This window comes from Bifidobacterium minimum (genome assembly GCF_000741645.1).
Taxonomy (GTDB): Bacteria; Actinomycetota; Actinomycetes; order Actinomycetales; family Bifidobacteriaceae; genus Bifidobacterium; species Bifidobacterium minimum.
The window spans coordinates 68,264-91,530 of the sequence record NZ_JGZD01000009.1; the positions used below are offsets into that span (position 1 = coordinate 68,264).

The 23,267-nt window shown below is 65.9% G+C and carries 12 protein-coding genes and 1 tRNA gene; all 13 read left to right on the forward strand.

Annotated elements, in window-relative coordinates; genetic code table 11:
- Positions 1–29 precede the first annotated feature (29 nt).
- The 13 genes from BMIN_RS04005 (at position 30) to BMIN_RS04065 (ending at position 23,218) form a co-directional block, all read left to right on the forward strand.
- Positions 30–9,701: a type I polyketide synthase gene (locus tag BMIN_RS04005; RefSeq protein ID WP_022860819.1), complete on the forward strand. Its 9,672-nt coding sequence runs from the start codon at positions 30–32 to the stop codon at positions 9,699–9,701.
- 35 nt (positions 9,702–9,736) lie between these two features.
- Positions 9,737–10,330 carry a holo-ACP synthase gene (locus BMIN_RS08365; protein WP_081647980.1) on the forward strand — a complete coding sequence of 198 codons (594 nt, stop codon included), beginning with the start codon at positions 9,737–9,739 and terminating at the stop codon, positions 10,328–10,330.
- Positions 10,321–10,394 (forward strand) — tRNA-Gly (locus BMIN_RS04015). The genes BMIN_RS08365 and BMIN_RS04015 overlap by 10 nt, the downstream gene beginning before the upstream one ends.
- A 208-nt stretch (positions 10,395–10,602) precedes the next feature.
- Complete coding sequence (locus BMIN_RS04020) at positions 10,603–11,298, forward strand: hypothetical protein (RefSeq protein ID WP_420796716.1); 696 nt, start codon at positions 10,603–10,605, stop codon at positions 11,296–11,298.
- 136 nt (positions 11,299–11,434) lie between these two features.
- Complete coding sequence (rpsO, locus tag BMIN_RS04025; protein WP_026647374.1) at positions 11,435–11,704, forward strand: 30S ribosomal protein S15; 270 nt, start codon at positions 11,435–11,437, stop codon at positions 11,702–11,704.
- Positions 11,705–12,001: 297 nt separating this feature from the next.
- Positions 12,002–14,599 (forward strand): polyribonucleotide nucleotidyltransferase, encoded by a 2,598-nt coding sequence (locus BMIN_RS04030; RefSeq protein ID WP_026647375.1) that lies wholly within the window; start codon positions 12,002–12,004, stop codon positions 14,597–14,599.
- A 261-nt stretch (positions 14,600–14,860) separates the two neighbouring features.
- Complete coding sequence (locus BMIN_RS04035; protein ID WP_022860823.1) at positions 14,861–15,439, forward strand: LemA family protein; 579 nt, start codon at positions 14,861–14,863, stop codon at positions 15,437–15,439.
- Between the two features lie 265 nt (positions 15,440–15,704).
- Entirely contained in the window at positions 15,705–17,855 is a 2,151-nt protein-coding gene (locus BMIN_RS04040; RefSeq protein ID WP_026647376.1) for a DUF2207 domain-containing protein, read from the forward strand.
- A gap of 84 nt (positions 17,856–17,939) precedes the next feature.
- Positions 17,940–18,821, forward strand: a complete 882-nt coding sequence (locus BMIN_RS04045) for an aldo/keto reductase (RefSeq protein ID WP_022860825.1) — start codon at positions 17,940–17,942, stop codon at positions 18,819–18,821.
- A 96-nt stretch (positions 18,822–18,917) separates the two neighbouring features.
- A complete protein-coding gene (locus tag BMIN_RS04050; protein WP_022860826.1) occupies positions 18,918–19,928 on the forward strand; it encodes a purine nucleoside phosphorylase YfiH/LACC1 family protein in 1,011 nt (336 codons plus the stop codon).
- A 132-nt stretch (positions 19,929–20,060) separates the two neighbouring features.
- Positions 20,061–20,831, forward strand: a complete 771-nt coding sequence (locus BMIN_RS04055; protein ID WP_152595167.1) for an IspD/TarI family cytidylyltransferase — start codon at positions 20,061–20,063, stop codon at positions 20,829–20,831.
- Between the two features lie 67 nt (positions 20,832–20,898).
- Positions 20,899–21,567, forward strand: coding sequence for a pyroglutamyl-peptidase I (locus BMIN_RS04060; protein ID WP_022860828.1), 669 nt, complete (start codon positions 20,899–20,901; stop codon positions 21,565–21,567).
- 196 nt (positions 21,568–21,763) lie between these two features.
- Positions 21,764–23,218: a cell division protein gene (locus tag BMIN_RS04065; protein WP_022860829.1), complete on the forward strand. Its 1,455-nt coding sequence runs from the start codon at positions 21,764–21,766 to the stop codon at positions 23,216–23,218.
- Positions 23,219–23,267 lie beyond the last annotated feature (49 nt).

Below are 23,267 nucleotides of genomic sequence, written 5' to 3' on the forward strand. Positions count from 1 at the left end.
CGCATATCAGCAGAAGGACCAATACAATCATGACCACATCATTCCTGTCCGGTCTATCCGGCCGCCCGCATGCCCTTGTCTTCGCAGGTCAGTCCACGCCGTGGAGGTCCTCGCTGTCCGAGCTTCGGGGGGACCCGGTGCTGGAGGAGTCGCTGGTCTCCCTGATGGATGACGTCGAGACGGAGCTGGGGCCGGTCAGCGCCGATCTCATGAAGGCGGTGGGCCGTCCCGTGTCGCTGATCCATGACATTCGCGACATCCATGACATCCACGACATGAGTGGCGACGACCCGAATGATGGTGACGTCGATGGCGTGGATGGGCCATCGGCCGTATCGGACGCCGCCGTCAGCGTGCCGGGAATCGCTTTGGCCCAGTACGGCGCCTTTGTGGATCTCATCCAGCTGGGATACGGCCTCGACTCACGCCCCAAGGCCGTGATGGGTCATTCGCAGGGAGTCCTCGCCGTCAGGATGGTCGAGGCGGTTCTCGGCGCCGGGTCGGTGGACGCCGCCCGCAGAACCATAGTCGGCACCATGATGATCGCCCGGCTTATCGGTGCCGCGGCGACCAGATGCGCGCGGATCCAGGGCATCCATGTGATGGGCGAGGCCACTCCCATGTTGTCGGTGACCGGGATGACCCCAGCGCAGGCGACGGCTCTGATCGATCGCATCCCCGATCCGCGCGGTCCCGTCGAGGTGGCCGTCGTCAATGACGTCGACCGCGTCGTGCTGTCCGGATACCCCCAGGATCTGATGGCCGTCGCCGCGGCCGCCGCTGCGGAGAAGAACCGTGAGGCCGCGCAGCGCAAGGAGGGGAAGCGCGGTGGTTCCCTGTTCGATCCAGTTCTCGAGTATCTCGATGTGAGCGTCCCCTTCCATTCGCCGTTGATGAAACCTGCCGTCGACGAGGTGCGGCGCTGGGCCGAGCGGTGCGGTCTGGACGGTGACGTCGCCCGCTCGCTGGCCGCGAGGGTTCTTGTCGAGCATGTGGATTGGGCGGGCGAGATGAGGTCGATGCTCGAACGGTCCTCCGTGGAGGATGATCCGTTGTGGATCGTTGACATGGGTCCAGGGCATGCCGTGGGGCGTATCGTCTCCGCGGTGGCGCAGGGGACGGGTGTCGGAGTGGCCGACGCCTCCGATTCATCCGTGAGGGAGGGATTGTCGACGCGCGTGACCGATCCTGATCGTCTTCAGGATTGGAGCCGGTTCCTTCCGCGCGTTCGCGGACGCCGTGGAAGCCGGAACCTGGTGACCCGTTTCACCGAGCTGACAGGGAAGCCCCCCGTTCTTCTTGCGGGAATGACGCCGACGACGGTGGATCCAGGCATCGTCGCGGCCGCCGCGAATGCGGGGTACTGGGCCGAGCTGGCCGGTGGCGGCCAGGTGACGGCCGAGGTGTTCGACGCGAATATGGATCGTCTTTCCGGACTTCTGGAGGAGGGTCGCTCCATAGAGTTCAACGCGATGTACATGGACCGGTATCTGTGGGATCTGCAGTTCGGGGCCTCGCGGATAGTTCCGCGGCGCCGTGCCGCGGGGGCTCCTATCGATGGGGTCGTCGTATCCGCGGGAATCCCGGCACTGGACGAGGCCGTGAAGCTCGTCCGCGACCTACGTGCCGACGGGTTCCCGTATGTGGCGTTCAAACCGGGAACCGTGGACCAGATCCGTCAGGTCGTCGCCATAGCGCGGGAGGTGGCGCCCGTACCGGTTATCATGCAGGTCGAGGGGGGGCAGGCCGGTGGCCACCACTCCTGGGAGTCCCTGGATGATCTTCTGGCGAGGACCTACGCGCATGTGAGGGCGAACGACAACATCATCCTCGTCGCCGGAGGAGGCATCGGAACCGCCGACGTCGCGTCCCGCTACCTATGGGGTTCGTGGTCCGTGGAGCGCTCTCTCCCTCCCATGCCGGTGGATGCGGTGATGGTCGGGACGGCGGCGATGACGGCGCGTGAGGCCCTGACGAGTCCCGACGTCAAACGCATGCTCGTCGCGACCCCGGGGCTGTCGTCGGGCGGAAAAGCGCAGGACGACGATCCCTTCGCCCCTCGTGAGCCATGGGTCAGGGCCTTCCGGGTCGACGGCGGCATGACCTCGGGCATGAGTCATCTGCACGCGGACATCTATGAGGTCGAGAACTCCTCGGCGCGGTGCGGAAGGCTGCTGGCGCATCTGACCACGCATCCCGAGGAGATGGAGACGCGGCGCGGGGAGGTCATCGAGGCGCTCTCCGGAACGGCCAAGCCCTATTTCGGTGATCTGGAGACGATGACATACGAGGGGTGGGCTCGGCGTTTCGCCGAACTGTGCTTCCCGTGGGCGGACGACACGTATGCGCGGCGTTTCTCCCATCTGCTCGATCGCATCGAGGCCCGGGTGTGCGACAAGGACTCGGGGTCGGTGTCATCCGTGCTCGACGCGGGTCGTGCCGTCGAGGATCCTCAGGCGGCGATCGACGCCATGCTCGACGCCTATCCCGCCATCGCGTCGTTGAGGGTCGAGCCCCAGGACGCCGCATGGTTCCCCGAGCTGGTGCGAGAATATCCCAAGCCCATGCCCTTCGTTCCGGTTCTGGATCAGGACCTTCTGCGGTGGTGGGGGCAGGACCAGCTGTGGCAGTCCCAGGACCCCCGGTACGCGGCGGATTCCGTGCGCGTGATCCCCGGACCCGTCTCGGTGGCGGGCGTGACCTCTATGGATGAGCCCGTGGCCTCCATCCTGCGCCGATTCGAGCAGGCGGCGATCGACGCCGAACCATCCTCGGATGATGCGGCGTCCACGCGCGATGGCGCCATGGACGATGGCGCCGTGAACGATGACGACGTGGACGATGGCGCCGTGGACGATGGCGCCATGGACGATGACGTCGTGGACGTTGTGGGCGGCGGGTCGGGGTTCGATGCCCCGGCCATCGTCCGCAGCAGTCCCGTCATCTCGTGGCTGGGACGAATGATCCCCAACCCTCTTCGCAGCGATCCGTCGTCCCGGGATGCCGATGCGCACCGGGACGGGACGGCGCCCGCCACCGGGGATGATGCCGGAACGTCGGGCCTTGGCCGGATCACCGTCGCGGGACGTGAGGGGGACGACGTCCTGCTCGAGGCCGTCATCGATCTGGACACCTATGACGGGAGCCGCGGCGAAGGAGACCCCGCGCGCCACGCCGTGCGCTCGATATCCATTCCCCTGCGGGTGGACGCGGAGTCCGTCGGCCGGATCCCCCGTGTGGATCGCAACCGTCTGGCCGCGGACGTCCGTGCGCTGCTTGCCGGCACGGCGGGCGTCCACGGCATCGGCGCCGGAGGGGACCCCATCGAGGAGCTGCCGCCCGTGGGCTCTTCGGACGCCGAGCACCCCTTCGGCGTCGTGACGTACGCCTACACATGGTCGCGCGCTCTGGGAACGGACCATGAGTCCGCGACCGCGGGGACGCTCCCCGACGGACTCGAGCCCTCGACCTTCGCTCCCGACGCGCTGGTGGGACCCGTGTGGCCCGCCATATACGCGGCTCTGGGATCCATCGACATGGATGGGACCCCCGTCATCGAGGGTCTGCTTGATGCGGTGCACCTCGACCATATGATCCGGCTTCTTGTGGAACCGTCGGAGGCGGAGCGGTATGTCGGAGGGCGAATCGGAGTGACGGCGTGGGCCGACCTCTGCCAGGAGTCCTCGTCCGGCCGTCTGGTCACGATCCACGTCCGGCATGCCGGAGCCGATGGCGCGGCCATCGCCGAGGAAACCGAACGGTTCATCATCCGCGGCCGCGTGGGATCGGATGAGCAGCCACGATCCTGCGCCCCGTACGGCGGGTCGGTGGACGGGGACGAGGCCGTCGACGTCGTCCGTCGACGCCTGCGCCGCGTGGTGCTTTCCGCTCCCGACGACATGACCACGTTCGCCAGAACGTCGGGGGATTTCAACCCCATCCACACCTCGTACCGTGCGGCGCGCGTAGCCGGATTGGACGCGCCTCTCGTGCACGGCATGTGGCTGTCCGCCGCGGTCCAGCACATCATGCAGGCCCGTGACGGGAAGGGGCGCGCGTGGAGGATCGAAGGATGGACCTACACGATGTTCGGCATGGTCGCGCTCGGGGACTCGGTCGAGGTGACGGTCGACAGGGTCGGACGCGTGCGCCACGGCGGGATGCTTCTGGAGGCCACGTGCCGCGTCGGCGACGTGGTGGTGTCGCGTGGAACGGCTCGGGCGTATCCTCCGGTCACCGCATTCGTCTATCCGGGGCAGGGCGTCCAGAGCGTGGGCATGACGCTGGACGAGCGCTCGTCGTCCCCGGCCGTGCGCGAGGTCTGGGACCGTGCCGATGCCGTCACCAGAAACCGTCTGGGATTCTCGATACTTGCGATCGTGCGCGACAACCCCCGCAGCATCGTCGTCAACGGAAAGGTTCTACGCCATCCGGACGGTCTTCTCAACCTCACGCAGTTCACCCAGGTCGCGCTCGCCGTCGTCGCCTTCGCCCAGACCGCCCGTCTGCGGGAGGCGGGGGCCGATGTGTGGCCGGCCTATTATGCGGGGCACTCCCTCGGGGAGTACAACGCGCTGAGCTCCTTCGCCTCGATCATCCCCCTCGAGACGGTGATCGAGCTGGTGTACCACCGCGGATCGACCATGCACCACCTCATCGACCGCGATGAGCGGGGGCGTTCGAACTACCGGATGGGGGCGCTGCGTCCCAACCAGTTCGGCGTGGGGGACGCTGACGTGCGCGACTACGTCGATGCGGTGTCGCGCGACAGCGGGGAGTTCCTCGAGATCGTCAACTACAACCTCGAGGGATCCCAGTATGCGGTCGCGGGAACGATCGCGGGTCTGAAGGCGCTGAAAGACGACAGCGAGCGCCGGGCCGCGGAATACGGGGGCAAACCCCCGTTCATGCTGGTGCCGGGAATCGACGTGCCCTTCCATTCGACGCTGCTGCGCAAGGGCGTTCCGGAATTCCGCCGAACCCTTGAGCGGCTTCTTCCCCAGGACATCGACTGCGACTGCCTGGTGGGGCGATACATCCCCAATCTCGTGGCGAGGCCGTTCGAGCTCACCCGTGACTTCGCGTCGTCCATACTCGACGTGGTCCCGTCGGAGCCGGTCTCCCGGCTGCTGGAGGATCCCGCGCGGTGGGAGGAGCTCTCCCGCGAGCCGCGCCGTCTGGCCCGGGTCCTGCTCATCGAACTGCTGTGCTGGCAGTTCGCGTCACCGGTGAGGTGGATAGAGACCCAGAACCTGTTGTTCTCCTCCCGGCGTCGCGGCGGTCTCGGCGTGGAGAAGTGCGTGGAGGTCGGGCCGGGATCGGCTCCGACGCTGGCGAATATGGCGGCCAAGACATTGAGGCTGCCGCGTTTCTCCGGCTCCCATGTGGATGTGCGCAATGTGGGCAGGGACGCCGCCGTCGTGTATATGACGGATGCCGATGCGCGTCCCGAGGAGTCCCCGACCTCGTCGTCCGTGCGAGCGGAGAGCGCCCCGTCATCGCGTCGCGCCCCGTCGCGGGAAGAGGGGACGGAAGCGGGAAGCGGGACCTCCTCGGTGGCCCCGGCCGGATCGGGTGATTCCGCGCGGCCGCTTGCGCGGGGAGGCGAGACCGACAATCCGGGCTCCGGAGCGGGTTCCGGCGTCGACGCGGCTTCGGGCGCGGCTTCGGGCGCGGCTTCGGGCGCGGCTTCGGGATTGACCGTCCCGGATCTGGAATTCCCCGCCCATGAGGCCGTCGCGGCGGTGATCGCCTATGAGGCGAAGATCAGGCCGGATCAGATCGTCGATCATGACACCACCGACACCCTGACGAGCGGGGTTTCGTCAAGACGCAACCAGCTCATCATGGACATGGGGGTGGAACTGGGGGTTCCGGGCGTCGACGGCGCGGCGGATGCGCCGATGGCGCGTCTGGCCGGCATGGTCGATGCGGCCGCGCCGTCGTACCGTCCCTTTGGCCGGGTGCTGGGCGAAGCCGTCGCCTCGCGGATCAGGGAGGTGTTCGGCGCATCGGGAATGTCCCGCAAGGACATCGAGGACAGGATTACCTCCGTCTGGTCCCTGGGCTCCGGATGGGTTTTCCATGTGCTGCTGGAACTGTCTCTGGCGACCCGCGAGGGCGAATCGCTGCGCGGGGGGGATCTGGCGACGATGGGCGCGGACGCGTCCGATCGCGCCTCGGCCCAGGCCCTTGTCGACGAGGCCGTTCTCTCGGTCGCGAAGGCTCACGGCGTCCATGTCGCCAAGCCGGTCCACGGGTCCGGATCGGCGGTTGTCGATTCGGCGGCTCTGGAGGATTATGCCAACCGCGTCACCGGTCCCGAGGGGGTTCTTGCGGTTACCGCCAGATGCGTGCTGGATCAGCTGGGGCTGTCCGTCCCCGCTCCGACCGGCGATGACGACGCCGACGCGCGGGATACGGTCGCGGCGGTTCGCGCGGAGCTGGGGGAGGATTGGCCTGATCAGGTCCGTCCCGTCTTCGACCCGCGGGCCGCGATCCTTTTCGACGACCGATGGGCGACCGCGCGCGAGGATATCGCACGCGTCTATCACGAGCATGACGCTCGCGCGGCGGCGAGGGACTTCGTCGGCGCGGGAACCGCGGCGCATGACGAGGCCGAATGGTTCGCCGGGGCCGCCAGGAGGAACGGGGACGTCGAGACCGCGGATCGGCTGGAGTCCATGGCGGCGGATGCGCTGCGCGACCCACGGGATGGGGACCGTCGCCGTTTCCGCTCCACCGTCGCCGTCGTGACCGGCGTGGGGCCTCGATCCATAGCGGGAGCCGTGTCCTCGCACCTTCTTGAGGAGGGCGCCACCGTCATCGCGGTGTGCCATCGCCTCGATGATCGCATGAGGGTATGGGCCCGTGACATGTACCGTGACCATGCCGGCGTGGAATCGTCCCTCTGGGTGGTGGCCGCGAATCTGTCGAGCTACCGCGACGTGGATGCGCTCACGGAGTGGATCACGCGGGAGCAGACCTCCGTCTCGGGGGCGACGACGACCATCGTGAAGCCCGCGTACGAGCCTGATGCCCTTTTCCCCTTCGCGGCGCCCCGGGTGCATGGCTCCCTGGAGGATTCCGGCCCGTTGTTCGAGTCCCAGACGAGACTCATGCTGTGGGGCGTGGAGCGTCTGATCTCCGGCCTGTCCCGTGCGGGATCCGGGGTGGATGTCTCCCACCGCATGCATGTGGTCCTTCCCGGATCGCCCAACCGCGGGGTCTTCGGCGGTGATGGCGCCTATGGAGAGGTCAAGGCGGCCTTCGACGCCCTGGTGGCGCGGTCCACCTCCGAATCGGGGTGGTCGTCACGGGTCACCTTCGCCCATCCCCTTATCGGATGGGTGCGGGGGACGGGTCTTATGGGAGGCAACGATCCCCTGGCCGCGGCGGCGGAACGCCATGGGCTGCGGACCTACTCCACCGACGATATGGCCCGGGAGATTCTGGAGCTCGCCACGCCGGACGCTCGGAGCCGAGCGGTGGACTCCCCGCTGCATGCCGATCTCACGGGAGGTCTGGGAGCCACGCCGGTGGATATCCGCTCTCTTCGCGCGGAGGCGGAGCGTGACGCCTCCGGAGCCGCGGATGCCGGGCCGGATCATGGCCTCCGTTCCTCCGCGGACGACGATGGTCGGCATGTCATCCGCGCGCTTCCCACTCCGCGCATCCCGCGTCTGGCGGAGGTCGCCCCCGAGCGGTGGGGTGAGGTCGAGGCCAGGCCCGACGAGATGATCGTCGTGGTCTCCGTGGGCGAGCTGGGTCCGTGGGGATCGGGACGAACCAGATTCGAGGCGGAGATGGGGCTGGAGTCCGACGGGACCGTGGAATTGTCCGCGGCGGCCGTTCTTGAGCTCGCATGGGGGATGGGACTGATCCATTGGCAGGATGGTCCCGTTCCCGGGTGGTACGACGGCGATGGCGACCGCGTGCCCGAGGAGGACATCCACGACAGGTTCCATGACGAGGTGGTGGCGCGCAGCGGAATCCGGCCCTTCGAGGAGGGTATGGGCGACGACTATCGCGACGGAGCCGACGAGCATGAGGTCGAGGTGTTCCTTGACCATGACGTCTCGTTCCATGTTCCGGATGAGCGCAGGGCCCGTGAGTATCTGGCCCAGGACGCGCGACGCACGACGATCGCATGGGACGGGGACTCGCGCGATTGGGTCGTGACGCGCCGGCCCGGATCCATGGTCAGGGTTCCGCGCCGTGCCGCCATGACGCGCACCGTCGGCGGGCAGATACCCGCCGGCTTCGATCCGCGCCGATGGGGAATCCCGGCGTCCATGGTCGGCGAGGTCGATCCGATCGCCTTGTGGAATCTCGTCACCACGGTGGACGCCTTCCTGTCCGCGGGCGTGACGCCCGCCCAGCTGCTGCGATCGGTCCATCCATCGCTAGTGGCTGACACGCAGGGCACGGGATTCGGCGGGATGCGGTCGATGCGGCGGCTGTATCTGGATCGTTTCCTTGGGCATGACGTTCCGAGTGACATCCTTCAGGAGGCGTTGCCCAACGTCGTCGCGGCGCATGTCATGCAGTCCTACGTGGGTGGCTACGGCGCGATGGTCCAGCCGGTGTCGGCCTGCGCGACGGCCGCGGTCTCCCTGGAGGAGGCCTGCGACAAAATCGCCTTGGGCAAGGCGGACGTCGTCGTCGCCGGCGCCATCGATGACATCGGCGTCGAATCCGTTGAGGGATTCGGCAACATGAACGCGACGGCCAACAGCGCGGACATGGCCGACAAGGGCATAGCCCCGAGGTTCTTCTCACGCGCGAACGATCGCCGGCGAGGCGGCTTCGTCGAGGCCCAGGGAGGCGGAACGGTTCTGGTCATGCGAGGGGATGTCGCGCTGTCCATGGGATTGCCGGTGTCCGCGGTGGTGGGTTACGTCCACTCCTTCGCCGATGGCGCGCACACCTCAATCCCCGCCCCGGGTCTCGGGGCGCTCGCCGCGGGATTGGGCGGGCGGAACTCCCGTCTGGTTCGGGACCTCGCGCGTTTGGGAGTGTCTCCGGACGACATAGCCGTCGTGTCCAAGCACGACACCTCCACCGGAGCCAACGATCCCAACGAGTCGGAGCTTCACAACCGCCTGGCTCGCGCCATTGGCCGCACCGACGGCAATCCTCTGCTCGTCGTCTCGCAGAAGACGCTGACCGGACATGCCAAGGGTGGAGCCTGCGTGTTCCAGATCAATGGGCTCACGCAGATCTTCGCCTCCGGAACGGTTCCGGGTAACAAGGCACTGGATTGCCTGGATCCGGCGATGCGCCGCGACGGGGCGATGGTGTGGCCACGCGCTGCGCTTCACGTCGGGCTGGTCAAGGCCGCCCTGGCCACGTCGCTGGGGTTCGGCCACGTCTCGGCGCTTGTGGCGTTGGTCCATCCGGGTGCCTTCGAGGCCTCCGTCGCGAGATATGAAGGCATGGAGGCGTTGGATCGCTGGAGAACGCTCGCCAACGACCGTCTGGCGCGGGGCCGGCGTCGTCTTATCGAGGGGATGATGGGCCACGGCCCGTTGTATGAGCCCATCGAGAACCGTCGTCTGGGCGGCGCCATGGCGGACGGCACGTCGCATGACGTGGAGGCCGCGATGCTGCTTGATCCCACCGCCCGTCTGGGCGATGACGGGGTCTATCACGGATCCGGGGCGCCGAGCGGCCATGGCGGCGACGGCAGACGCCGATGATGGACGCTCGCGTCAGGTGGCGTGGCGAACCGTCCATGGCGGTCGGCGGTTGCGTCGTCGCAGTGGAGGATACCGCAGTGGAGGACGCCGCGTCCGTTCTGGGCGTCGGATGCGACGTCGTCGACGTCCCCGCGTTCCGGGAGGAGATCGCCCTGCCGGGGTCGCGGATGGGGCTCCTGTTCTCGGTCAGAGAGCGCAGGCAGTGTCGTTCCCGTGCCCTGTCTCAGGGGAGCGACGCCGCGATGCATCTCGCCGCCCGATGGGCGGGCAAGGAGTCGGTGATCAAGGCGTGGTGCCAGGCTCTGGGCGAGTCGGATTTCCCGTATTCGCCCGACGATGTGCCGTGGAGCCGCATCGAGATTCTCGGCGACCGGCGCTCGGTCCCCCATGTGGTGATGGACGACGTCGTGCGCGGAGTCCTGCGGGCGGGCCTTGACGCGTGCGGCGGCATGTCGCCGCGTGGGCCGGTTCCGCCGGATGGGATGATGTCGCCGCGGTGGCGGCTGTCGCTGTCCCACGATGGCGATCGCGCGATGGCGTTCGCGGTGCTGTCGGCGTGCCGTCTTGTCGCCGTCGGGGGGAAACGTGTATACTCACACGAGTTGCCTCACGGTGACACGCGGACGTAGCTCAATGGTAGAGCCTCAGTCTTCCAAACTGATTACGCGGGTTCGATTCCCGTCGTCCGCTCCATTCCCTAGCCGTATCGTCGTATGGCGTCGACGTGCGGATTAATGGAATGGATGGAGCGTGTATGGCTGATTCGTCCACGTCCGCGGCGCGTGTGGCGCCGCATGTCGATGATGCGGGGGAATCCGTCCCCCAGAGCCCCTCCTCCGGTCGTCCCGTCTCCCATGCCCCCGTGGAGGGCGACTCCGTGACGGACAACACGGACGGCTCCGTGGAGGACAATCCCGTGGTCGACAATCTCGCGGAGGACAATCTCGCCACCGAGATCGTGCATGGCGTTCCGGAGACCGTCGAGGTCTCCAGGCATCCGGATCCCTCGATCGGCGATTCCGATCTCTCTCTGGCCGATATCGGCCGTCGGCGGTCCCATCCCGTGCAGTGGAGCGTCTATGCGGTGGGTGTTCTGACGGCCATCATCCTTCCCTATTGGCTGGGCAGGATGATGGCGGTGCGGCAGACCGACTGGCTGATCTCCCATATGCCGCCCGTCACCGTCGAAGGCGTCGCGCTGGTGTCATGGATGGTGACGGTCGTCATGTTCTCCGGATTGGGGCTGGCCATAGTCGAGTCCTCGCGCTGGCTGTGGCGCATCGTCTTCGCGGTCGGACTGGCGGTGGAGCAGCTGATCGCGGGAGTGGGCCTTCTGAAGTTCGATTTCTGGAACTCCACGTACGTCATATATGGCGAGCATGCGCAGTTCGCCAATGCGGCGAACGTCGGCATCATGGCTGCCGGGTTCGCCGTCGCGATCTATGCGATCCTGTTCGTGGGCCTTCTCGTGCTGATCCCCAAGAGATCACGGCTGAATGTTCTGACGCGCAGCTGGTCCTCCTTCATCCTGTTCTTCGTCATCGAGGTTCTTGCCTATCTGGTGGTCGTGTTCTCGGGCCTCCTGTATGTTTTCTAGATGTTTCTCAGGTGTCCTCAGGCGTGTGGTCCCCGTGGTGCCGTAGACTGGTGACTTGGCGTGTTTCGCCCGCGGATACAGAGCGCCATGGCAAAGGGTCATGGCACCGCGCAGCAAGACACCAAAGGAGGACGCCGTGGCATTGACGGTTGAGGATAAGAACAGCATCATCTCCGAGTACGCGACACATGAGGGCGACACGGGATCCCCGGAGGTTCAGGTCGCGTTGCTGAGCCGCAGAATCGCCGATTTGACCGAGCATCTCAAGGAGCACTCGCACGACCATCATTCGCGTCGTGGACTGCTGCTGATGGTCGGACGGCGCCGTCGTCTGCTGGACTATCTCAAACGCGTCGACATCAACAGGTACCGTTCGCTGATCGAGCGTCTGGGACTGCGTCGATAGGATCGTTTCGGCTCCCGGGTGGACAATCCACCCGGGAGCCGTTTTTCGTCAGCGGTATCGGCCGCCGCGGGTCTCGGGGATTCTCCCGGGGATTCCAAGGTCTGTCGTGGGTGCGATAATTGCAGACGCTGAGGGGGCGTTCCGGGATGGGACGCCCGTAAACATGAGGAATGACATCTGACATACGAGGGTCGCGGCCGGGTATGCCGCGCGGAAAAGCACCGGAGACTGCCGGGCGTCAGATCAGCATGTGGGTATCAGAGGATAAGAAAACAAAACAACAAAAGGAGGAACCCAGTGGAGGGTCCCGAAATCAAGGCCGTTGAGGCCGTTATAGACAATGGGTCGTTTGGTACGCGTACGCTTCGCTTCGAGACGGGAAGGCTCGCGCAGCAGGCCGATGGGGCGGTTGCCGCCTATCTTGATGATGATTCCATGGTGCTGTCCACCACGACGGCGGGATCGAGCCCCAAGGAGAACTACGACTTCTTCCCGCTCACCGTCGACGTCGAGGAGAAGATGTACGCGGCGGGGAAGATCCCCGGCTCGTTCTTCCGTCGTGAGGGACGGCCCTCGACCGACGCCATCCTCGCCTGCCGCATCATCGACCGTCCTCTGCGTCCTCTGTTCCCGCACACGCTGCGCAACGAGGTCCAGGTCGTCGAAACCGTGCTTTCGGTGAATCCCGAGGATTCGTACGACATGATCGCGTTGAACGCGGCGTCGGCTTCGACGCTTATCTCCGGACTGCCCTTCGAGGGGCCCGTCTCCGGCGTCCGGCTGGCTCTGGTCGATGGACAGTGGATCGCGTTCCCGACGTGGAGCGACCGCGACCGCGCGGTGTTCGAGCTCGTCGTGGCCGGACGCGTCGTGGAGAACGGTGACGTCGCGATCGCCATGATCGAGGCGGGAGCCGGCAAGAACGCCTGGCATCTCATCTACGACGAGGGACAGACCAAGCCCGACGAGGAGGTTGTGGCCGGGGGCATCGAAGCGGCCAAGCCCTTCATCAAGGTCATCTGCGAGGCGCAGGACAAGCTCAGGGATCTGGCCGCCAAGCCCACCAAGGACTTCCAGCTTTTCCCGGAGTACACGGACGCGTTGTACGCCCGCATCGACGAGATCGCCCACAAGGACCTCGATGAGGCCCTGTCCATCGCCCAGAAGCTCCCCCGGCAGGAGCGGATCCATGAGATCAAGGAGGCCGTCCGCGCTCGCATCGCCGACGAGTTCTCCGATATGGACGACGCCGAGAAGGACAAGGAGCTGGGCAACGCCTTCAAGGAGCTTCAGCGCCAGATCGTTCGCCGCCGCATCCTGACGGAGGACTTCCGCATCGACGGCCGTGGCCTGCGGGACATCCGCACGCTGTCCGCCGAGGTCGACATCGTCCCCCGAGTCCATGGATCGGCGCTGTTCCAGCGCGGCGAGACCCAGATTCTGGGCGTGACGACCCTGAACATGCTCAAGATGGAGCAGCAGGTCGATTCGCTGTCCGGCCCCCAGACCAAGCGCTACATGCACAACTACGAGATGCCCCCCTACTCGACCGGCGAGACCGGCCGCGTCGGATCGCCCAAGCGCCGTGAGGTCGGGCATGGAGCCCTCGCCGAGAAGGCCATCGTGCCGGTCCTCCCCAGCCGTGAGGAGTTCCCCTACGCGATCCGTCAGGTCTCCGAGGCCATCGGATCCAATGGATCCACGTCGATGGGATCCGTGTGCGCCTCGACGCTGTCTCTGTTGGCCGCCGGCGTCCCACTGAAGGCTCCTGTGGCTGGAATCGCCATGGGTCTGGTGTCGGGCGACGTCGATGGACGGCATGTCTTCAAAACCCTGACGGATATCCTCGGGGCCGAGGACGCGTTCGGTGACATGGACTTCAAGGTCGCCGGCACGTCGGAGTTCATCACCGCGCTGCAGCTTGACACCAAGCTCGACGGAATCCCCGCCGACATTCTGGCGGCCGCCCTGCAGCAGGCCAAGGAGGCCCGTGCGACCATCCTCGACGTGGTCACCGAGTGCATCGATGCCCCCGCCGAGATGAGCCCCTATGCTCCGCGTATCATCACCACGACCGTTCCCGTCGAGAAGATCGGCGAGGTCATCGGGCCCAAGGGCAAGATGATCAACAAGATCCAGGAGGACACCGGGGCTGAAGTGGCGATCGAGGACGACGGAACCGTCTTCATCTCGTCCGAGGGCGGCGAGGCCGCTCAGAAGGCCAAGGAGATCATCGACTCCATCGCCAACCCGCATGTTCCCGAGGCCGGTGAGACGTACAACGGCAAGGTCGTGAAGACCACGAGCTTCGGAGCCTTCGTGAACCTCACCCCCGGCACCGATGGACTGCTGCATATCTCGCAGATCCGCAATCTCGCGGGCGGCGAGCGCATCGACGCCGTCGAGGACGTCCTCAAGGAGGGTGATGCCGTCGAGGTCGTCGTTCAGAGCGTCGACGATCGCGGCAAGATCTCCCTCGCCGTCCCCGGCTTCGAGGATCAGGAGCAGTCGGCTCCTCGCGGCGGACGAGACCATGACAGGGATCGCGACCGCGATGATCGTCGTGACCGCCGTGGCCGTCGTGACGATCGCGGATATCGTGGGCGTTCGGATCGCGATGACGACGATTCACGCTCCGACAAGCCGAGCCGTTCGGATCGCGATGACCGGTACGAGGATCGTCCCCGCCGCCGTCGTTATGACGATGACCGTCGTTCGGATCGCGATGATCGTGACGACCGTCGTGATCATCGTGACCACCGTGGCCGTCGTGACGACCGCAATCCGCGTTACGCCGCCGACGAGAACTACGACGAGTATCGCGCCGATCGCGAGGAGCGTTCGGAGCGTCCGCGCCGTCGGGTGCGCCGCGACTTCGATCCCTTCGAGGACTGATATGGCGTGATGTGACCCATTCGGATGCCGCCCGGCTTTACGAGCCCGGCATCGTGACGGGTTTGGGCAGGGCCGTGATGGGGAACCGTCACGGCCCTGCCGGCATGTTCGCGCCCGCTCGTCGTCGTGATCGTGACTACGGTACGCCGATCTTCCGGATACGCCGACCTTCCGTGATGGGGGCGTGCACATCCGCCCCGACTGGTTAAATGGATAGCGAATCATCGAGGCAAAGGAGACTGCTATGAGCGGAGGGATGCTATGAAGACCGGAACCGTAATTCTTATCGTGGTGCTGGTGGTGGTCGCCGTCATCGTCATATGGGCCGTGACCGCCTACAACGGTCTGGTCACCCTCCGCAACCGGGTCAGGAACGGATGGGCGCAGATCGACGTGCAGCTCAAGCAGCGTGCCGACCTGATACCGAATCTGGTGGAGACCGTGAAGGGATACGCCGGACACGAGTCCAGCGTCCTGACCGAGGTCACCAAGGCGCGGGCGGGCGTGGTCGCGGCGGCCAACGATCCCAGCGCGACGACGGTTCAGCGTGCGACTGCCGAGAACGCCCTGTCGAACGCGCTGGTGAACCTGCGTGCGACGGCCGAGGCCTATCCCGATCTCAAAGCCGACTCGAACTTCATGGATCTGCAGAACAAGCTCAGCGAGCTAGAGCAGAAAATCGCGTACGCCCGACAGTTCTACAACGATGTCGTCCTTAAGTTCAACACGTCGATCGAGAAGGTCCCGACCAACATCATCGCCGGCATGTTCCACTTCACGCAGGCGCAGTACTTCGAGGCGGCCGACTCCGACCGCTCCGTCCCCCAGGTCAAGTTCTAGGCCATTCGAGTTCTGACCCATACGCTTCCAGACCGCATGCGTTTCGACCCGTGTCGTTTTGGGCCCGTGTCCGCCTTGATGGGCCGGTCGTGGGTCGAGAGGTCCGGGGAGGTCCGGGTGCGATCGGGAGTTCAGGATGCGGCGCACTCCCGAGCCGATCCGGACGGGCGCCGAGAGGGCTGCAGCCCATGGATGGCGCCGCATCGCGATCCGGTCGGAACGCGGATCATACGCGGATCATAGGCATAAGACGAAGGGAGACGACATGTCTCGTGGCAGCATGATCAGGCGGATCATCGGGGCCGCCGTCATCAGCGCCGTTCTTGTCCTCGTCACCGTCGGGTCGATGGCGTCCCAGGGGTCGGAGGCCGATCTCAGCTACAGATCGCTGGACTATCAGGCGACGGTTTTGTCCAACGGCGATCTTCGCGTCGTGCAGACCATCGACGTGCATCTCAGGGACCGTGACGAGCCATGGCGGCAGCTGTATCAGGACTATCAGATCAAGCCGTCCAACCTCACCGCGATCACCGATGTGAGCGTGCGGAACCTTAGCACGGGAACCGACTATTCCGTTCTCACGAATCCTCGCGTCCCCTCGGACGTTCCGGAAGGCATGTGGGACTCGACGCAGGCCGGTCATTGGTACATGGCCGATGTGACCCAGGGGGACGACTCCCTGTCGCCCTACGACCCCTCGAGCGACACCGGCGAGCGGACAGTCGAGGTCGGATGGAACATCCCCGCCACCGATTCCGCGTCAAGCATGAGATTCCGCGTGTCGATGACGTTCGTCGGCGTGGCCACCGCGCATCCCGACGTGGCCAGTCTCAAATGGGAGCCCTTCGGACAGAAGAACCAGACGCCCATCGGCAAGGTCACGGGGTCCGTGTCCTTCCCGGAGGGCATCGACTCCTCGAACTCGTGGGCGTGGCTTCATTTCGATGGCACCTCGACCACGAGCAGAGCCTCCGACGGATCGCTGCGGTTCAGCGCGGACGACGTCCGTGCGGGCCAGTATCTGGACGTGGTGGCCATGTTCGACGTATCCGCCGCGAAGGGCGTGGCCCGAACCGATTCCACCGACGCCAAACAGCGCATCATCGACGACGAGACCCAGCAGGAAAGCGAGTGGCGCGAGAGCCAGAGGCGTGCGGCCATCAGAAGAATCGTCCTCGTCGTGGTTTTCGCCGTCGCAGGATTGGCGGCGATCGTCGTGGGACTTGTTCTGGCACGACGCTCTCGCCGGCAGGCCTCCTACCAGGGGGACCTCGACTATTGGCGGGATCCGCCCGATCTCAGCCCTGCCAGTGCGGCCTCCATGCTTGTCATGCTCAATGGGGAGAAGGGGAAGGCCTCACTGCAGAACCGTCAGATGAGCTCGACGGTTCTCTCGCTTGTCTCCAAGGGCGCAATCTCGTTGCTTCCCGGTTCCGACCGCCTCTATCGGGGACTCGACCCCGGGCGGATCGACGCGTCCACGATCGTGCGGTCTGCCGCGCGAAGCGGAACTGGCGCATCGCGCGATGCGATGACGATGGCCATCATGCCGGTGTGTCGCGATAACCGCGAATCGCTGGCGCTGAGCCAATCGGAGGACGCGGTTCTGCGTCTGCTCGAAACGGCTGCGGGACGTCTGGGAACCTCCGTCTTCGATTTCGCGTCGCTGCGCAGGGCGTTCAAGGGATGGAAGGACGGATACAAGGTTTCCGAGGATGTGTCCAGCGCGATGGCCAACGAGTTCGCCCTGCTGGGAGCCACCCGTTCGATCGGCGGGGGAGCCGTGCTGTGCGGCGTTCTGGGGGTGGCCTGCGCCGTGGCCCTTGCCATGCAGGGGTCGTTGGCGGTGGTTGTGTCGCTCGCCGCGCCGGTCCTCTTTCTGTCCCTGTGCGTCATCGCCACGTCCCGGACCAAGGGACTTACCGTCCCCGAAGGGCAGCGCCTCGCCGGTCAGGTTCTCGGCCTGCGGCGCTACCTTGAGGATTTCAGCGATTTCACCGATCGCGGAGCGGCCGACCTTGTGCTGTGGGACCGTTATCTCGTCTACGCCGCGGCCTTTGGGATCAGCGAGAAGGCCCTGCGGCAGCTGGCGCTCGCCTATCCGGAGCTGTCCGACGGGCAGTGGCTGGATCAGAACGCCTCCGGCTCCCTGATCTATTGGTCCTATCGTCCCTGGGCCTTCCAGCGGGCGGCCATGGCGGGTGGAATCGCGGGAACGGCGGCGTCCATCGACCCCTCGGCCTTCTCCGCCACCGTGGGAGACATCGGCTCGCAGATATCGTCGAGCTTCTCCGAGCTGAGATCGACCATCGCCGCGGCGCGGCCCTCGTCGTCGGGCAGCGGCGGATCGTTCTCCGGAGGGGGATTCGGCGGCTCGGGCGGCGGCTCGGGCGGCGGATCCTTCGGCGGACGGTAGACGGCCGCCGAACATCCGGCGGCGCATGAGGCGCATAGGATATCCGCGTAACATATCAGGACGGACAAAGGAAACGGAGACATCATGGTTCTTCATCGCGATCTTGGACCCTTCGACACCACGGCCATCGGATTGGGCGAGATGCCCCTGACCATCGAGGACAACCTCGGGCACGGCAAGGGCATCGAGACGATCCACGCCGCGTTGGACGCTGGATGCCGGCATATCGACACGGCATGGGCGTACTACTGCTCGGGCGGCGAGGAGCAGACCGGCGAGAAGCTCGTCGCCGAGGCGCTGTCCTCCTGGACGGGCCCGCGCGATGAGGTCTCGGTCGCCACGAAGGTCGGGCATTACCGCAACTTCACCGACGGGCGTCCCACATGGGATGTGGACGGGCGGCCCGAAAGCCTTATCCGGCACGCGAAGGAATCCGCCCTCGCCCTCGGGGTCGATTCCATCGATCTGCTGTATTTCCACCGCCCGGATCCCCGGATCCCGTACCGCGAGTCCGTCGAGGCCATCAGGCAGCTGGTCGACGAGGGCGTCGCGCGCACGGCGGGAGTCTCGAACGCGTCGGTGGAGCAGATAGACGCGGCGCGCGAGATTCTGGGAGCGGACCTCATCGCGGTGCAGAACCAGTTCTCTCCGATCTGGACCGAGACGGCCGACACCATGGCCCACACGGAGGAGCTGGGAATCGCCTTCGTATGCTGGAGTCCTCTCGGGGGCTTCCGCAAGCCCAAGGACGATGCGGTGTTCGAACCCTTCCGCCGGGTCGCCGACAGGCACGGCGTGAGCTATCAGCAGGTGGTTCTTGCATGGGAGCTGTCCCAGGGCGAGCATGTGTTCGTGATTCCCGGGGCGCATCGTCCCCAGACGATCCTCGACAGTCTTCATGCAGGCGACCTTCGCCTGGATCCCGACGATCAGGCGGTTCTGGAACACGGCGTGCGGAAGGACTGAGCTCGGCGCGCTCGGACGCCATGGACGTCGAGATGGTCCGATGGCCGTTCCGCTCCCGCGTCGCCGGGTCTCATGTCGCCGCGTAGTATGGGCCGCATGAACGGCGACACCACGATGATCCCCGACGGATCCGAAAAGGCCTCCCCCGACCGCATCCTCGACAGCGCAGCGCTGTCTCCCACCGATGGCGAGGGCCGTCCGATCCCCGTGACGATTCCCGTCGCCTTGGATGGAGGGGCCACGGTGGTGTACAGCACGCGACTGGGCGGCGTCAGCGACGGGGATTTCGCCTCATGCAATCTGGGTGGCAGGGGCGGAGACGATTCCGGCCACGTTCTGTCCAATCGTGAGGCCCTGTCCAGAACCGTCGGCGCGCCCATCGTTCTGGTCAGCCAGGTGCATTCCGGTCTCGCCGTCGACGTCGACCGTTCCCTTCGGCGTGAGACGTCGTTCGGCGCCGAGCTGATCGACGCAGAAGGCGGGGTCATCGAGGCCGATGCGATGGTGAGCTCCGGTGGTTCGTTCGCCTTGGGAATATTCGCGGCGGACTGCCTGCCCGTTCTTCTGACGGATCCGGTGGAGGGAATCATCGCGGCCGCGCACTGCGGGCGCCGAGGGCTCTGTTCGGGGATCATTCCGGCAACAATCGATCTGATGCGCGCCAAGGGAGCGGATTCCGACCGCATCGTGGCGACTCTCGGTCCGCGGATATGCGAGCGATGCTACGAGGTGGGGGACGACATCGCCCGGGACTTCGAATCGCGCTGGCCGGGAAGCTCCTCGCAGTCCCGTTTCGTGGGACTTGGGGTGGATCTGGCCAAGGCCGCGCGATGCGAGCTCATCGCCTCCGGCGTGGTGCCCGACAACATCGTCGATTCGGGTCCGCGCGTCGCGGCGGCCACGCAATATCTCGAAAACGATGAGGAGCTGGAGCGGCTATGCGCCCATGACGACGAGGGGGCCGTTGAACTCGAGACGCGTCTGTCCTCCCTTGAGAACGTGCTATGCACGATGGAGAACCCCCTGTGGTATTCGCATCGTCGCGCATCCGTGGCGGGGAAGCGTCGTGAGGGACGCATGCTCGCCGTGATCGTGCGCGGGCGGTGAGGCCCGGATCCCCCGCGACGCGCCAGCGGTTTCGCATGTTTGGTGGATGCTTGTGGACGATTCGGCGTCAGGAGCCATCCGCTCAATACGATGGACATCATGAGCGATGAGAGAGAGCCCCTGGGGGAGGGGATGGCGATGGGCGCGCCGTCCGTGGATGCCGATGCGCGGCGCGCCCCCGTCGTCGCGGTGATACTCGCGGCGGGTTTCGGCACGCGTTTCGATCCGATGCGTCCCAAACAGCTGGTGTCGGTGGGGGGGCGACCGGTCATCGCCTGGAGCATCGACGCATTCGAAGCCAATCCGCGGATCACCGACATCCTGGTCGTCGTCAATCCGCAGGTTCGCCATGCCGTGGAAAGGCTGGTCGACGAGCGCGGATATCCCAAGGTGCGCGCGGTTATCGACGGTGGGGAACAGCGCTTCGACAGCACGGTCAACGCGCTGCGGATGCTGGATTCCGCGGGGATCCCCGATGATGCCAGGCTCCTCATCCACGATGCCGTCCGCCCCTTCGTCGGGCAATCCGTCATCACCGCGTGCGTGGCGTCCCTTGACGGCTATGCCGCGTCCACGGTCGCCGTTGCGTCGACCGACACCGTTCTGGTGACGGAGGAGTCGGAAGGATCACGGCTCATCACATCGGTGCCTGACAGATCCCTGATGTATCGCGCCCAGACGCCGCAGGCGTTCCGCTTCGCCACGCTGAGGAAGGCCTATGAGCTGGCGTCCCGCGATCCGGGATTCACGCCCACGGATGACACGCGGGTTGTGGTGGACTACCTTCCCCATACCGATGTCGCCATCGTGCCGGGCGACGACACGAACATCAAGATCACGACGCGGGAGGACATGCCCGTCGCCGAAAGGATAGCCGCCCGGATACTGGTCGGATCACGGTGACGCTCTGACGGGCGGGTCTCGGACATGGTCGTGGTGGGGGTCCGACGCCCGGCGATAGACTGATGCCATGCGCAGGCTGACAGTTGTCCTATCCGGATTCGGCTCCTACGAGGGGGTCGCCGTCAATCCCTCGCGTCGTGTGGTGGAGGAGATGGAAAGACGCGGTCTGCCGGAGGTGGAGGGCGTCCGGATCGACGTCCATGGCGTCCTTCTTCCGGTGAGCTTCGCCAAGGCATGGCCGGTTCTATGCGAGAGCATCGAGCGTTTCCATCCCGACATCGTCGTGGCCACCGGCCTCAAACGTCGCGCACGGGCCGTGGAGCTTGAGAGGTGCGCCACCAATCTGATGGATGCCTCCAGGCCCGACGCCGACAACATGTCCCCGCGAAGCACGCCTGTGAGGGATGAGGGGCCGGCCGCCTATTGGACGCGTCTTCCCCTGAGATCGATTCTGCGTGATTTCGCGGGGGAGGGAATCGCCGCCACCCTGAGCTCGGACGCGGGAACCTTCGTGTGCAATTCCCTGTTCTATCAGCTGCTGGACTGGGCGCGCTTCCGGGGACGAGTTCTTGCCGGGTTCGTCAGCCTGCCTCCGGTGCCCGAGGGTGAGGGCGCGGTGGCGGGGTCCACCGCGACGGGGCTTCCCGTCGACGTGCAGGTCCAGGCATGCGTGGACGTCGTGGCCAGGACGATCGAGTATTTCCTCGCCGAGCAGGACGCGACGGGGCGGGATTGACGCGGCGTCGCCCTTCGTTTCCTCGGGGGTCCTTCCGGAGGGCACGGAGTTCGTCGACGGGGACGCGGCGGACCGTCCGTGTGTGAGAGTATCAGTGACATTGTGGATGCGCCGCCGTTTCGCGGTCCCCCATGCGATACAGTGCAAACGGTGAGTTGGATGCGGACGTGATACGTCCGTGGTGAAAGGACACAGCATGGTGGATCGGTTCCCGGTCGTGTTGCGGGGTTATGACAAGGACAAGGTGGATGAGGCCTTCATATCGGCCCAGGAGACGCTGACACGACTACGCGAGCAGGTGCGGTCAAGCGATGAGGCCATCCTCCAGCTTCAGGCGAAGCTTCAGGAGGAGAAGACCAACGCCCGCAAGGCGGGCAAGGGAAGCACCTTCGCGTCCCTGGGCGCCAACGCGCAGCAGCTGCTCGCGTCGGCGGAACAGACCAGCGCCGAATTGGTGGAGCGAGCGAAGCGTGACGCGGCGGCGATTCGTCAGGAGGCCAAGGCCCAGGCCCAGACGCTGCTCAACAACGCCCGTCTTGACTCCTCGCACATCATCTCCGACGCCAACGCCAACGCGGCCTCGATCGTCACCAAAGCCAAAAGCCAGGCCGACACCATACTGACCAGCGCGAAGAACGATTCCGCCCAGCTGCGCGCCCAGACCGCGAAGGACGTCGCCGAGCAGCGGGAGACCACCAAGCTCGAGCTTGACAACGCCCGTCAGGAGACCGCCAAGAGACTGTCGTCCCAGAAGGCCACGCAGGAGCGCGAACTGGCGGATCTCAAGGCCAAGACCTCCCAGTGGGTCGCCAACCAGCGCAAAAGCGTGAGCGACGAGATCGCCCAGATGAAAAGCGACACGAACGATCAGATCGAGACCGCCCTCGCCGACGCCAACAAGAAGCTGGCGGATGTGCGCGAGCAGGTCTCCCGGATGATGACGGACGCGCAGCGTCAGGCGTCCGAGATCACCGACGCCGCCAACGCCAAGGCCCAGAGCATCCGCGATCAGGCCGAGGTCCATCGCGCATCGGTTATCAGCAAGGTCAGCGCCGAAGTCGAGCAGATTCGTTCCGACATCGCCAGCCAGCAGGATGAGGCGACCGCCAAGGTCAACGAGCTTCTCGGACAGCTTGACGAACGACGCACCGAGGCGAAGAAGGAGGCCGACGCCCTGGTGGCGAAGGCCGCCGAGGTGCGCAAGGAGGCCGACGAGTATGCCGCGTCGGTTCGCGCCGAGGCCGACGCCAAGGCCGCGCAGATCGTGGAGGCGGCCTCCAAGGAGGCGACCCGCCAGATCGAGGAGCGCCGGCTCGCCGCCAAGGACGAGCTGGACGACCTTCAGGATCACATCTCGCAGCTGCAGCAGCGTGAATCGATGATCACCCAGCGGGTCAGCGAGCTGCGTTCGATGTTCGCCAAGGCCTTCGCCGGATTCAGCTTCGGGGACGACTCCGAGGAGTCCTCCTCCGGTGGTGACGCCCCGGCGCGGGATGCTCAGGAGGATGACGCCCGCACGGATGATGACGTCGCCGATGATGACGCCGACGTGCCTGCCCCCGCATTCGCCGACGTCGATGGGGATCATGATCCCGCTGCGGCTCCGCAGTCGTCCGACGGCGCGTCATCGCCGGATCAGGAGGTTCGGTGAGGCCCGTGAATCTGCCTCGGTGAGCTCCACCTGATTCGCGCATGGCTGG